This window comes from Streptomyces sp. NPDC044984 (assembly GCF_040646935.1).
GTDB lineage: Bacteria > Actinomycetota > Actinomycetes > Streptomycetales > Streptomycetaceae > Streptomyces.
In genome coordinates this window covers 22,471-35,870 of record NZ_JBEZBE010000010.1, presented here as the reverse complement: position 1 = coordinate 35,870, position 13,400 = coordinate 22,471, and the positions used below count along the sequence as shown (strand labels likewise).

Annotated in this window: 10 protein-coding genes and 1 pseudogene; 6 read left to right on the top strand and 5 right to left on the bottom strand. The window is 73.9% G+C overall.

Going from position 1 to position 13,400, the window contains the following annotated elements; genetic code table 11:
- Nucleotides 1–29: 29 nt before the first annotated feature.
- Nucleotides 30–131: pseudogene (locus AB0A94_RS13260) on the top strand (LysE family translocator); the annotation flags it as partial.
- Between the two features lie 74 nt (nt 132–205).
- Here AB0A94_RS13260 and AB0A94_RS13255 read toward each other — a convergent pair.
- Entirely contained in the window at nt 206–1,141 is a 936-nt protein-coding gene (locus AB0A94_RS13255) for a LysR family transcriptional regulator (RefSeq protein ID WP_361743288.1), read from the bottom strand.
- Nucleotides 1,142–1,274: 133 nt separating this feature from the next.
- Here AB0A94_RS13255 and AB0A94_RS13250 point away from each other — a divergent pair, with 133 nt between their 5' ends.
- Nucleotides 1,275–2,543, top strand: a complete 1,269-nt coding sequence (locus tag AB0A94_RS13250) for an MFS transporter (protein ID WP_361743285.1) — start codon at nt 1,275–1,277, stop codon at nt 2,541–2,543.
- 258 nt (nt 2,544–2,801) lie between these two features.
- On the opposite strand, the gene AB0A94_RS13245 is transcribed toward AB0A94_RS13250, so the two are convergent.
- Complete coding sequence (locus tag AB0A94_RS13245) at nt 2,802–3,683, bottom strand: alpha/beta fold hydrolase (RefSeq protein ID WP_361743282.1); 882 nt, start codon at nt 3,681–3,683, stop codon at nt 2,802–2,804.
- A 156-nt stretch (nt 3,684–3,839) separates the two neighbouring features.
- Between AB0A94_RS13245 and AB0A94_RS13240 the strand changes: the two genes are divergently transcribed.
- Together AB0A94_RS13240 and AB0A94_RS13235 are read left to right on the top strand one after the other, a co-directional pair.
- Nucleotides 3,840–5,945, top strand: coding sequence for an AfsR/SARP family transcriptional regulator (locus tag AB0A94_RS13240; protein ID WP_361743279.1), 2,106 nt, complete (start codon nt 3,840–3,842; stop codon nt 5,943–5,945).
- A gap of 148 nt (nt 5,946–6,093) precedes the next feature.
- Nucleotides 6,094–6,399, top strand: a complete 306-nt coding sequence (locus tag AB0A94_RS13235) for a hypothetical protein (RefSeq protein ID WP_361743276.1) — start codon at nt 6,094–6,096, stop codon at nt 6,397–6,399.
- Between the two features lie 641 nt (nt 6,400–7,040).
- Here the strand turns inward: AB0A94_RS13235 and AB0A94_RS13230 are convergent.
- Nucleotides 7,041–7,289, bottom strand: coding sequence for a hypothetical protein (locus AB0A94_RS13230; RefSeq protein WP_361743273.1), 249 nt, complete (start codon nt 7,287–7,289; stop codon nt 7,041–7,043).
- The gene (locus tag AB0A94_RS13225; protein ID WP_361743270.1) at nt 7,286–8,620 is read right to left on the bottom strand and encodes a S8 family serine peptidase; all 1,335 of its coding nucleotides are present in this window, start codon (nt 8,618–8,620) and stop codon (nt 7,286–7,288) included. The genes AB0A94_RS13230 and AB0A94_RS13225 overlap by 4 nt, the downstream gene beginning before the upstream one ends.
- A gap of 561 nt (nt 8,621–9,181) precedes the next feature.
- Here AB0A94_RS13225 and AB0A94_RS13220 point away from each other — a divergent pair.
- Nucleotides 9,182–9,895: a VOC family protein gene (locus AB0A94_RS13220; protein ID WP_361743267.1), complete on the top strand. Its 714-nt coding sequence runs from the start codon at nt 9,182–9,184 to the stop codon at nt 9,893–9,895.
- A 341-nt stretch (nt 9,896–10,236) separates the two neighbouring features.
- Nucleotides 10,237–10,845, top strand: coding sequence for a dihydrofolate reductase family protein (locus AB0A94_RS13215; protein WP_361743264.1), 609 nt, complete (start codon nt 10,237–10,239; stop codon nt 10,843–10,845).
- A 213-nt stretch (nt 10,846–11,058) separates the two neighbouring features.
- On the opposite strand, the gene AB0A94_RS13210 is transcribed toward AB0A94_RS13215, so the two are convergent.
- Nucleotides 11,059–13,230: a hypothetical protein gene (locus AB0A94_RS13210; protein ID WP_361743261.1), complete on the bottom strand. Its 2,172-nt coding sequence runs from the start codon at nt 13,228–13,230 to the stop codon at nt 11,059–11,061.
- Nucleotides 13,231–13,400 lie beyond the last annotated feature (170 nt).

The following is a 13,400-nucleotide window of genomic DNA, read 5'->3' as shown; positions in this document are numbered from 1 at the left end:
CGGGTGATCCCGGGGGCGACACTGAACTCATGTTCGTTCAGCTCCTCACGGCCATGGGTGTGCTCGCCGTCCTGACCGTGGTTCCCGGCCCGGACATGGCGGTGGTGACGAAGCGGGCCGTCGCGTCCGGCCGGCAGTCACCCGCACCGTGAGCAGGGACGCCCGACTGGTCGCTGAGCGGCCCCGCGGTGCTCCGGGGCGGAGTTCAGCGAGGTGTCACCCAGCCCGGTGTCCAGGTCCCGGCGGTGTCGTGGCCCGCCGAGGTGGCGGCGAGGTGGGCGCGGAGCACGGCCAGTGCCGGATGCGGGTTGTCACGGTGCCACAGGAGCGAGTGCGGGTAGACGGGGGTCGGGTCGGTGACCGGGATGCGGCGCAGGTCGTGGCCGGCCGGCCAGACGAGGCGGGTCCGCTCGCTAATGAAGGTGGCGAGGGCCGGGGTGTCGGCGACGGTGTCGAGGAGCGCGTCGGAGCCGAAGTTGGGGCCGGTGGCTTCGATGGTGAGGCCGAACTCGGCGACGAGGTCGTCGTAGTAGGCGGCCCACTCGCTCCCGGGGACGATGCCGGGCATCCAGATCCGGTGCCCGGCGAGCTGCGCGACGGTCACCGACCGGGCGCCCGCCAGCGCGTGGGCGGGACCGGTGAGGAGCTGGAGCGGCTCGTCGAGCACCCGGACCGACTCGATGTCCTCGGGAAGGGGCCGGCCGGGCATGGCGACGGCGCGGAAGGACGCGTCGATCGTTCCGGACCGGAGGGCGGCGACGGCCGTCTCGATGTCGAGCAGCCACACCACGTCGAGGTCGATCTCGGGGTGGGCACGGTGGAAGGCGCGCATCAGGCCCGACGCCGCGCCGCGCGAGGCGAGCACGTCGACACGCAGCGGACGGTGGCCGGGGCGCACGGACGCCCGCGCGCGCTCGGCGACGCGCAGCAGTTCGCGCGCGTGGGGCAGGAACGCCTGCCCGTCGATGCTGAGCCGGGCGCCGCGGGCGGTGCGGGTGAACAACCGCACGCCGAGGTCGCGTTCCAGCGCGGCGATGCGCTTGGACACGGCCTGCTGGGTGACCGCCAGCTCGGCGGCGGCCTCCTGGAACTGCCCCGCGTCCGCCGCGGTGACGAAGGTCCGTACGGCGTCGAGGTCCACGCCGACACCCTAATGCCACAACCGGTGGTTGTGGCCCGTGGTCCTCCGGTTGTTTGATCCCCGGCCAGGGCCCTCGCTTGGATGCTTCCGATCGCGCATCGGTTGTACGGGTGAAGGGCGAGAGGGCTCGGGCATGAGGAGCGGACACCGGCTGGGACATCCACCCGGACCTCGGCCGGGGCGGCAGTTCGGATGGTTCTGGGCGGCGTACGGGACCAGCGCGCTCGGCACATGGCTCGCCTTCGGCGCGTTCCCGCTGATCGCCGTCCAGGTACTGCACGCCGGACCGGCCGAGGTCGCCGCGCTGTCCTCCGTGGGGGCCGCGGTGGGTGCGGCCGTGGCCGTGCCGCTCGGCCCGTGGGTGGAGTTCCGCCGCAAGCGGCAGGTGCTGGTCGCGACGGACCTGACGCGGTTCGCGGCGCTGCTGACGGTCCCCGCCGCGTTCGCGCTCGGCGTGCTCACCTTCCTCCAGCTCCTGCTGGTCTCGGTTGTCGTCGCGGCGGCCGAGATCACCTTCCGCGCCGCCTCCGGCGCCTACCTGAAGAACCTGCTGCCGGCCGATGACCTGCTCGTCGCCAACGCCCGGTTGGAGTCCACGGCCTGGACGGTCACGATCGTCGGACCGCCGCTGGGCGGCGCGGCGATCGGGCTGCTCGGCCCGGTGGCGACGGTGGTGGCCGAAGCGGTCGGCCACCTGCTCTCGGCCCTGGGCATCCGTGCGGCGGGCGGGCACGAGCCACGGCCCGAGCGCCGCAAGGCCGCACGCGTGCGGGCCGGGGACCTGCTCGACGGCTGGCGGTACGTCCTCTCCGACACGGCCCTGCGCCCGCTGCTCTTCAACACCGCCCTGTTCAACGGCCTGGTGATGGCCGCCCAACCGCTGCTGGCCGTCCAGATGCTCGGACAGCTGGGGTTCGCACCGTGGCAGTACGGCCTCGCCTTCGCCGCGCCCTCGATCGGCGGGCTGCTCGGATCGTGGCTGGCCCGGCCGCTCGTCACCCGGTTCGGGCAGCACCGGGTCCTGGTCGCGGCCGGGTCGCTGCGCGCCGTCTGGCCCATCGGCCTGGCCTTCCTGGGGCCGGGCACCGGCGGGCTGCTGCTGGTGATCGGCGTCGAGTTCGGGCTCGTCCTCTGCTGCGGGGTCTTCAACCCCGTCCACGCCACCTACCGCCTCCAGCGCATCGCGACCGACCGGGTCACCCGCACACTGACCGCCTGGGCGGTGACGACCAGGGCCACGACCGCACTTCTGACGGCCCTGTGGGGCGTGCTGGGCAGCCTGCTCGGCCCGCGCACGGCCATCGGACTGGCCGGCGTGTTCCTGCTGGCGACCCCGCTCCTGCTCCGCCGCCGCGAGGAAGCCCTTCCCGCCGAGCCGAAGCCGGCACGGAACCGAGCCTGACGGGGCGGCACGGCCCTTGCCCGATCGGGTCGTGCCGCCCCTCCGGGAAGCGGCCTGTCCCGGCGCGACCGCGACGGCCTCCGCCACGGCCGGCGATGGTCCCGACGCGACGCGACCGGTGTCGGCGGGCTGCCGGTCACCCTCCTCGGCATGGTCTCCGGCTGCGCGCGCTGCCGTCGAGCACGTTGTCGGACAGGTCACAGCACGAAGACGTACGTCGGGTACGTCGCCCGGGGAAGAGCGCGGGTCCGGTGGTCGTCAGCGGTCGTGGAGGGCCCGGATCTCGTCGGCGACCAACGCGGGGTCCTCCTCGGCCATGAAGTGGCCGCAGGAGACCGTGCGGTGCCGCAGGTCCCCGGCCCAGGCGCTCCACAGCCCCTGGGCGTGGTAGCCGAGTGCCGCGCCCCAGTCCTGCTGGAGGACGGTGACCGGCATGGCCAGCCGGTTGGCCGCCTCCCGGTCGGCGGTGTCGTGGTCCACGTCCACGCCGGCCGAGGCGCGGTAGTCGGCGACGATGGAGGGCACGGCCGCCACGGACGCCGCGAGGTAGTGGGCGCGGACGTCGGCGGGGATCGCGTCCGAGGCGGTGGTCCAGGCGTCGAGGAAGTGGCCGAAGAAGGCGTCGGCGGACGCCTCGATCATCTGTTCCGGCAGGCCCGGGGCCTGGGCCATCAGGTACAGGTGGAAGCCGACCGCGCCGGACACGCCGTGCAGCGCGTGCCACATGTCGAGGGTCGGCAGGACGTCGAGGAAGAGCGCCCGGGACACGGTGCCCGGATGGTCCATCGCGGCGCGGAAGGCGACGAGGGCGCCGCGGTCGTGGCCGGCCAGAGCGAAGCGGTCGTGTCCCAGCCCGGCGGCGAGGCGGACCACGTCCCGGGCCATGGTGCGCTTGGAGTAGACGTCCGGGCCGCTTTCGGCGGGCTTGTCGCTGGCGCCGTAACCGCGCAGGTCCGGGCAGATGACGGTGTGGTCGGCGGCGAGATCGGCGGCGACGTGCCGCCACATCAGGTGGGTCTGCGGAAAACCGTGCAGCAGCACGACCGGGGCACCGCTGCCGCCGACGGCGGCGTTCAGCGCGAGGCCGTCGCCGACCGGTACGCGGTGCTCGGTGAATCCGGGGATGCTCGGGTGTGTCACGGCGACTCCTGTGGCTCGTGGCAGAGTGGACGTTCCGGGCCCGGCGGCCCGGGTCGTCCGGGGACGTCACCCAGGCTGCGGGCTCCGGATCAGCGATCGATGAGTGGACAGGCGGCCCCCCCCCGGGGACGGCGCCGCCCTCGAAGGGACCGTGCCGTGGGTGTGGAGTTCGGACTGCTGGGACCGGTCGCCGCCTGGGACCCCGACGGCGCCTCCCTGCCGCTCGGCGCGCCCCGCCACCGGGAGGTGCTCGGGCGGTTGCTGATCGCCCGCAACCGGGTGGTCCCGGTCGGCCGGCTCGTGGCCGACCTGTGGGAGGACGAACCCCCGGCCGGCGCGATCGGCGCACTCCGCACCTTCGTCGCGGCGCTGCGCCGCGCCCTGGAACCCGGGCGCCCTCCCCGGCAGCCGTCGCGGCTGCTGGTCACCGACGGCCCCGGATACGTTCTGCGCGCCGGACGCGAGGCGGTGGACGCCTGGAGGTTCGAGGACGCGGCCGCGCGGGCCGCCGGGGCGCCGCCGCACGCGGCGGTCGCCCTGTGGGACCAGGCGCTCGCCCAGTGGCGCGGGCCGGTCCTGGCCGACTTCCCCGCCGCGGCGTGGGCCGCCGCCGAACAGGCCCGGCTGGAGGCGCTCCGCCTCGACGCGGTCGAGCGCCGCGCCGACGCCCTCCTGGCCACCGGCGCCGCCCGGAACGCCGTCGTCGATCTGCGGGCCCACGTCACCGCGCACCCGGGGCGGGAGGACGGATGGGCGCTGCTGGCGACCGCCCTGGACCGGTCCGGCCGCCGCGGCGAGGCCCTGGAGACCCTGCGGCACGCCCGTCAGGCCCTCGTCAGCGCGTACGGACCGGACACCGGAACCGCTCTGGCACGCGCCGAAGCCCGCGTACTCAGCGGCACCACCGGCTCCGCGACGGAGCCGGCCGGGGCGGCGGACGGCGTCTGGGACCGCACGGCCGCCGCGTGGGACCGCTCGGTGCCCGCCCGGTCCAGGGCCCGGCTGCACGCCACCGCCGGCCTGCTGCGAGACCTCGCGGTGACCGGCGCCGACGGCCTGCGCGAGGCGCGCGAGCACCGGCGCGAGCTGGTCGCCGCGGCCGGGACGACCGGGGACACGGAACTGGCCGCGAGGATCATCGGCTCCTACGACGTCCCGGCGGTCTGGACCCGGGCCGACGACCCCGCCGACGCCGGCGAACACGCCCGGACCGCCGCCCGCGCCGCCGCCCGGCTCGGCCCCGCCGGACCGCCCGCGCTGCGGGCCCGGCTGCTGTCGGTCGTCGCCGTCGAGTCACGCGGCGACGCCGCCGCGGACGCACCGCTTCCCCGGGCGGCCGCCGCGTCCGCCGCCGAACCGTGGCGGCTGCGCGCCGAACGCGCCGCAGAGGAGGCCGTCCGCCTCGCCCGCCACCTCGGTGATCCCGCGGTGCTCGCGTTCGCCCTCAACGGCGCCTTCATGCAGTCCTTCGCCACCTGCGGATCGGCCGCCCGCCGGGACGCCCTCGGCGCCGAACTGACCCGGCTGGCCGTCGACCACCAACTGCCCGGCCACGAGGTTCTGGGCCGCCTCGTCCGCGTCCAGGCCCTCGCCGGTCTCGGCGACCTCGCGGCGGCGGACGCGGAGGCCGAGGAGATCGACCGGCTGGCGCACCGCGACGAACGGCCGCTCGCCGCGGTGTTCACCTCCTGGTACCGGGCCCTGCGCACCTGCGAGACCGACGGATGGCCGGCGGCCCGCCCCCGGTACGCGAAGCTCCTCGCGGAGACCGCGGACTACGGCATGCCCGGACTCACCGAGGGAGCGGCCGTCCTCGTCGCGCTCGTCCCGTCGATGCGGGACGGCACCCTGCCCGACCCCGACGACTTCGCCGGCCTCGACGCCGGCCCCTACCGGCCGTGGCTCGCCCCCCTGCTGCTGGCCGCCTCCGGCGCCACCGAGCGGGCCCGGCAGGCACTCGCGACGGTTCCCCGGCCGCCCCACGACCTCCTCCAGGAGGCGCTCTGGTGCGTACTTGCCCGTACCGCCGCGGCCGTGGGACACCAGGAGGTCCTGCGCCGCGCCCGTGACGAACTCGCCGCGGCCGACGGCGAGTCGGCCGGCGGCGGCAGCGGCCTGGTCTCCTTCGGCCCGGTCGCTCACCATCTGCGGGCCGCCGACGCGGCCCTCGGCGTGCGGGACCCGTTCTTCTCCGCGTCCGACGGGTCCGACGCGTCCGACGCGGACGGGATGACGGCGGAGTGGACGCGGGGCGTCCGTTGAGCGTCCGTTCAGCGGGATTCGCGGGAGTCACGAGCCGTGCCGTGGCGGTTGGCCCGGCATGTGTCGAGATGCGGTGAAATGACGTTCGGGGAGGGCGAGTTCAGCGGGGGCAGGATGGGGCAAGGGGAGCGGGGAGGGCACCGGGCGGATGCTCGGGGCGGCGGCCGTCGTGGTGGCGTGGCGGCCGTGGGCGACGGTGAGAGGGGCGCGCGGGGCGATGCTGTTCGGATGCGCGGTCGTCTTCGCGGTGTGGGCGGCGCCGGCGGTGGACCGGCGGCCTTCGCTGGAGTCGGTGCGCTGGTCCCACGGTCTGCCGCGGCACCGGACGACCGTGCCGGCGGGCGGTGTGGTGGTGATCGCGGCGTTCGGGGACCCGGCGTGGTGGGAGGCGGCCGGTGTGGTGGGGCTGTCGGTCGCGTACCTGGTGACGAGTGAGACATGGCCGTGGAGATGAGGGCGCGGGACCGCGCGGGTATGGGGAGAAGCCGTGGGAGCGTGTGCGGGGGCCGGGGTCGTGCTGGCCGCCGCGACGGTTCCGGTGTCCGGGCCGGAGTCCGGGGCGGGGCGGGTGGTCGCGGCTGGTGTGGTGGTGGGGACGGTGGTGGTCGGCGGGGGAGTGATGGGTGCCCGGTGGTGGGGCGGGAGGAGGTAGGCGGACGAGGCCGGAGGGGGCGTGACGGGCGGTGGCGGTCTCGTCTGCCGGGTTCGCCCTGTGGGCGGGCGGGGGTGCCGTGGTCAGGTGAAGTGCCCCTTCAGGCCCCGGCACTTCCGTGGAACGGCCCGACGCCGCAGTGCACGGCCGCGACCGGAGGCCGGCGGCGAGAGCCTGCGCGGAGCGGTCGGGGCCAAGGGCGGGACACGCTCTGCGCGCTGCCTGCGGGAACGTCCGGGGCCCGGTCCCGGCCCGGTTCGACATGGGTGAGAAGACGGGAACCGGAGGAAGCTCCGCCACGTGGTCACCAGAGCATGAGCGCGGCCTTCCCGGGGGCCGGGCCGAGCAGAGCCGGGTGCGGAGCGCAGAGCGACGTCCTTCGAGGATCCTGGTCTCCGGGCGGGCGTTGCCGTCCGCGCCGCTGTCGTCCTCTCCGCGCGCCCTCACTGGATCGGGGAGTCGGGAGGGGGGAGGCGGATGGCGCGGTCCCGGTCCACGGCCTCGACTCCGGAGACCTGCTTCAGAGCCGGGATCCGGTCCTCGGCGATGGTTCCGGACAGCGTGCCGAGGATCGGCTGCTCACCCGTGACGGTCAGCCCGGCCCGCCGCGCGGCCTCGACCACTTCCGCGAACCGGTCGGGGTCGACCGCGAGGACGACTCCGACCGGTCCCGACTGCGAGGACCCGCTCACGGGGCCTGGAGCAGACCCGAGCCGACGTCCTCGACGGGTTGCGCCAGCGGGAAGGCACCGGACAGGAGGCCGGCCTCGAGATCGGCCGAAGAGGCTTCGGGGTTGGCCTCGGCGAGCAGCGCGACGACACCCGCGACGTGCGGCGTGGCCATGCTGGTACCCGACATCGACTGGTACCCGCCGCCGGGGGCGGCCGAGCGCACGTTCCTGCCGGGCGCGGCGATGTTGATCTCGCCGCCCGCGCCGTTGACGGCGCCGCAGGAGAAGGACGACGTCGTGAGTGACGGGTCGAGCGAGGCCACCGCGAGGACGGAGGGGCAGTTGGCGGGCCGGCCGACGGGCCTGACGGACTGAGGACGCCGGCTTTCGTTGCCCGCGGCGGCGACGATCGGCGTCCCCCGCTGGAGCGTGCGCTGGGCCAACTGCTCGTACGTCTGGGGAAAGAGCTCACCCGGCCGGACGGGAGCGCCGAGCGACATGGAGATCACCCGTGCGCCGCGGGCGACGGCCCAGGCCATGCCCGCCAGTATCTGGCCGTCGGAGCCGCTGCCCGCGTTGCTGAGCACCTTCCCGGCGAGTATCAGGGCCTCGGTCGCCACGCCGTAGCGGGGCCCCTGCCGAGGGTCGGCTGGGCCGGCGGCGGTGCCGATGCAGTGGGTGCCGTGGCCGTGGCCGTCCTCGACGGTCTCACCGGGCACGAAGGAGGCCGTGTCCTCGATCCGTCCGGCGAGGTCCGGGTGGCCGGTGTCCACGCCGGTGTCGAGGACGGCGATCTTCACGCCGCGTCCGGTCAGGCCGGTCACGCTGGCCCGGGTCGCCTGGAGGCCCCATGTCCACTTCTGTTCGTCGAGGGCGGGGCCCTGTGCGACGGCCATCTCGGCCTTGGTGTGCCGCTCGACCGTTTCCTCGTCGCTGCGGTAGGCCGGGAAGAACTCGGTCGGTGCCTGCTGCGGGGCGGTGATCACCGAGGTGTAGACCATGCGTTCCGGTTCGGCCGCGATGACCGACGGATGGGCCTCGGCCGCGGTCACCAGCGCGTGGCGCTGGTCGGCCCGCACTTCGACGACGGCGGCGCCGAGTTCTTCGAAGTACACCGACACGTCGGGATTCTCGAGGAGTTCGGCGATGTCGGTGCTCTCGGCCCCACTGACCCGCTCCACGAGCGCGATGTCGGCCGCGGAACGCAGGGCGTTCAGCCCGCTCTCCTGGCTGCCGGGGTCGAGCAGGACCACGTACCGGCCGGTGTACTCCGTGCCCCGGCCCGACGGAACTCCGTTGGAGAGGGGCGGCTGCTCGCCGGAGGCATGCCTGCCCAAGGGTCCGTTCACCATGGGATTTCCCGCTTTCTGTGTGCTTCCCCGACCAGTGGACGCGCGCCCACACACAGTGCCGGCCCTCGGAACGGTGGGTCGCCGTTCGGCCACGCGGCGACACGCGAGCTGTCGCCTGCAGGACTGTCCCCGCCGGGCCGCCGTCCGGGCAGCGCCCTCCTGTCCACCGTCGCACCGGGTGCGGGGGCACGCAACACGACGCTGCGCCAGCCGTTCCGGAGGTGCTGAGTACCGGTTGCGGTACGGGAGTTGACGGCAGACCGGCCCTGCCTCACCACAGCCCGTGCCGGTCGAGGACGTTCATCGGCTTGCGCCGGCGTCTCGGTTCCGCCCGCCGGCCGCCCCGCCTCCGAGCAACGGGCACACACGTGGTCGACCGGGCGGCCGTCGATGTACGCCTCGGCGGCACAGTCCCGAACACATCGCAGCGGAGTCCGCACGCTGGGCCGCGGAATACTCGGCTGCGACCGGGATCGGCCGGACCATAGGATCCTTGGCCGAGGTGCTGACATGGCGCCCTGCCGACAGTGGACGCTCAACGGACCGAGGACGCGTGGCGCAATGAGCAGCAGACTTTTCGCAATCTCCTTCGACGCGCACCGGCCCGAGCGCCTGGCGCATTTCTGGTCCGGCCTCCTGGGGCTGGAGAGGGCCGACGAGTGTGACGACGGCATCGCCCTGCTGTCCGGGAACGACGCCGGCTACCGCCTCGGCTTTCGTCCCTCCCGGGCGCAGAAGACCGCCCAGAACCGGCTGCACTTCGACCTGACCAGCTCCTGCCCGGAGGACCAGCGGGAGACCGTGGCCAGGGCGCTCGACCTCGGCGCGCGGCACGCCGATGTCGGCCAGGAACCGGACGCCTCCCACGTGGTGCTCGCCGACCCCGAGGGCAACGAGTTCTGCGTCCTGGAGCCGGGCAATGGGTTCCTCGCCGGCTGCGGCTTCATCGGAGCGCTCGCCTGCGACGGTTCACAGGCCGTGGGCTACTTCTGGAGCCAGGCGCTGGGCTGGCCGCTGGTCTGGGACCAGGACGAGGAGACCGCCGTCCAGTCGCCGAACGGCGGTACGAAGATCACCTGGGGCGGTCCGCCGCTCATGCCGGACTCCGGCAAGGACCTGCACTTCGACCTCGTGCCGGACGACGAGCAGCAGGCGGAGGTCGAGCGTCTGCTCTCCCTCGGGGCGAAGCGTCTCGACCCCGCCCACGGCGGGGACGGCGCGGTGCTGCTGGCCGACCCCGACGGCAACGAGTTCCGCGTGCTCCCGCGCCGGTGAAGCCGGCCCCGACGGGAACCGCGGCAGGCGGTCGCCGCCGAGCAGAGCACAGCAAGCCGGGCAGGCTCCCGTCACCGAACGAGTGGTCCGACGCGCCCGCCGGGAAAGCCGCACCCACCCCCCTGGGCACACATTTCCGCGCCGTTCGCGCCCGCACCCTGCTGACCGGGGCACCGGGGCCCCGGTGACGAAGTGCCGTTCCGGGCGCCGGCCTAGGGCCCACCGGCCGCGTTCCAGTACGGGGTCCCTCTCGACGCGGTCCGGGGGATCCCACGAGCCACGACGAGTCCTGCGGTATCCGGCGGGCGTACTGTCGAACTCGTCACCGAGGAGGACTTCTGATGCGCAGCGTGACCTATTCGATGAGCGTCTCGCTTGACGGCTACATCGTCGGGCCGGACGGCGGCTTCGACTGGACAGAGCCCGACGAGGACGTCTTCCGCTTCTGGATCGAGGAGATCCGGGAAGTCGGCGTTCACCTGTTGGGACGACGGCTGTACGAGACGATGCTGTACTGGGAGACCGCCGACCGGGATCCGTCACTCGACGACTCGACGCTCGAGTGGACCGCGCTCTGGAAGCCGCTCCCCAAGGTGGTGTTCTCCACCACGCTGTCGGCGGTGCAGGGCAACGCCCGCCTGGCCTCGAGCGGCCTGACGGAGGAGATCGAGCGGTTGCGGGCCGAGCCGGGGGAGGGCGACATCGCGATCGGCGGCGCGACTCTCGCCGCCGAGGCGGCCGCGGCGGGTCTGATCGACGAGTACCGGACCATGGTCTACCCGGTGCTGGTCGGCGGTGGCATTCCGTTCTTCCCCCGGCACGAGCGCCGGGTGGATCTCGAACTCGTCGAGACCCGCACCTTCAACTCAAAGGTCGTCTACCTCCGCCACCGCGTGACGCGCCAGCCGGCTCGCCCGCCGGGCCCTGAGGGGAACGGGCACAGCCGGTGAGGTTCTCCCCACCGCCGAGCCCTGAGGCGGCGGAGGGCTCGGCGTCCGCTGCGCGGAACTTCTCCGGAAGCCGTTCTCCCCGCCGGCGCCCGCGCGGTGAGCACGGGCGCCGCCCGGAGCGACGTCGAGGGCGAGGGAAGCGAAAGGACTTGTTTCAGGAAAGGAGTTGAGAAGGAAGCCCCTTCATGGCCTCGCCGTGGACAACGCTAGCACTCAGCCTGGGATCAGGTCGCGCAGATTTTCGAGGGTGACGACCCGGGATTCCGGGTGCAGTCCTTCGGGACGTTCGAGACCGATGTACATCACGGGCTCGTCCGGGACCGGCCCGCCGTCCCACAGTTCCACGGCCGTGGTGCCGCCGGACATCAGGTCGGCCAGGTAACGCACCGTCAGGTACTCGCGCTCCACGACGGCGCGCACCACCTTGGACACCGACACCTGGTTCTCCTCGACCCGGTTGGCGGACGAGACGCCCTTCAGGTACAGGTGCAGCCACTTCGCGCGCCACCGGCCGTCGTCCTCGCGCCGGAACACCAGGGGCAGCGCCACGCGGCCCACCCCGCGAAGCTCCGACTTCATGCGCACCGTGCGCGGCTCGAACGGCCGGCCCTTCTGCTCACCGTCGCGCAGCATGAAACCGAAGAACGACTCCTCGGCCTCCTCGAAGCCCTCGCCGGCGTAGATGTTGACCTGCGGAACGATGAAGGTGCCGCGTACCCGGTCCAGGGACAGGTTGATGAATTCCGAGGCCCCGTCGGGAGCCTCGGTGACATCGCCCGAGTGCTCGCCCCCGACCGCTCTGAGGGAGGTGTAGGAGAGCCAGGAGTCGGTGCTGTAGTCGGTGTGGAGAAGCAGCGCGGAGAGGTCGTAGTCGGTCCGGTGCGCGGTCTCCTTCCAGTACACGAAGAAGCGCAGCTGTTCGCCGTCGACCGCCGAGAGCGAACCGCGCGGCAGTACGCCGAGCCCGGACGTGGTCGCCCTGCCGCTGAGCGGGAGCGCCACGTCGAGGACGTCGGGGCCGAGCAGCAGCCGGCCCGGCGCCGGGAGCCTGCGGCGCATCTCGGCGTCGAGGGCGGCGATCAGACGGTCGCGGTCGGCGGCGGGGACCGGCGGCCGGACGTCGGGGGCGACCCGGCCGCGGCCCCGGCGGTTGACGAAGACCCGGGGTTCGTCGGTCTCCCGTTCCCGGTTCTGGAAGTGCTCGCGGACCGAGAGCACGACCCGGCCGGAGACCTCGGGGGCGACCCGCACCGCGGCGGCCACCACCGCGTCCCGCTGCTCCTGGTCGGCGGCGATGCGCAGCAGGAGGTCCAGGGCGCGGAACAGCTTGCCGGGAGCGGACTCCAGCAGCCGTACCGCGCCGAGGACGTCGAACTCGTCGAGCAGTTCCTCGACACGGCTGCCGAAGGACCGCGCCTCCTTCTCGCCCCGCGCCACGGCGAACACGTCGGCGGCGTGCGGCCAGCGCGGGTACTCGTGCGGATGGAGGCGCTCACCGAGCCGCTTGAAGGGCTCACGGTGCGCGTGCACATCGGCCAGTTTGGCGGGGTTCGCCGCGACCACGGCGTCGAGGCCCGCGAGCAGCGCACGGCGGGCCGGCCGCGAGAGAGCCCGGAACCGGGTCGGCTCCCGCAGCGTCACGTCACCGCCCGACAGCGCGCAGGCCAGCCGCAGCACATCGGTGACGGTGTCCAGCAGGAGGTCCGCGCCGACGGCGAGACGGGCCTCGTTGACGACCGCCCGGTTCTCCCGGACCGGGATCGACTCCGGCTGGGGGCCGGGCGCGCACCGCTCGGCGAGGACCTTGAGGTCGCGCAGGTGGTCCTCGCCCAGCGGAGTCGTGCTGCCCGCCAGGGCCAGGTACAGGTCCGTGAGTTCGTCGTCCAGGTCCCGCCCGAGGTGCAGGACGGTCACCCGGTCGCCGGCCGAGGCGATCAGCTCGTCCTGCGCCGCGAGCATCTCCTCGTAGGTGTGCTGGTAGCGGCCGTACGCGGGGAGGCTGAGCAGGTCCAGTACCCCGTGTGCCAGCTGCGTCAGCACGTTCTCCCGCGCCGTGTCGTCGCCGAGCGCCTTCGTCACACACCGCATCCAGAACTCTTCGGTGTCCGGCACGTTCGCCGGGAAGTCGATGAAGTACGCGTTGTGCCGGACGTGGTCGCCCACCATCTCGTCCACGGTGCGCAGCGTCCGCTGGGCGGTGTGCACGACCGCGGCCTCGGACAGCCCGGACAGCCGCTCCAGCAGCTCCGCCGAGAGCTTGAAGCCCACGGACGTCAACGCCGCGTCGAACTGCCGTGCGGCGGTGGCTCCTTCGCCCGCGGAGCCCCGGGGGGAGGGAAGGCGGTGGGTGTGCCGGATGACCAGCGATTCGAGACTGTGCGCCATTCGGGGATGATCGCAGAGGCGTGCGAGGCGGTGCACAGGAGTTTCCCGTACGCGCTCCGCCGCCGGCCGGCGGAGCCCCGGCGAAGCCGCTCCGCTGCTCGTCCGGCTCCACCCGCTCACCAAGGTTCCTGCCCGCAGCCTCAGCTGACCCGCGGTGAGCACCGTCCGGC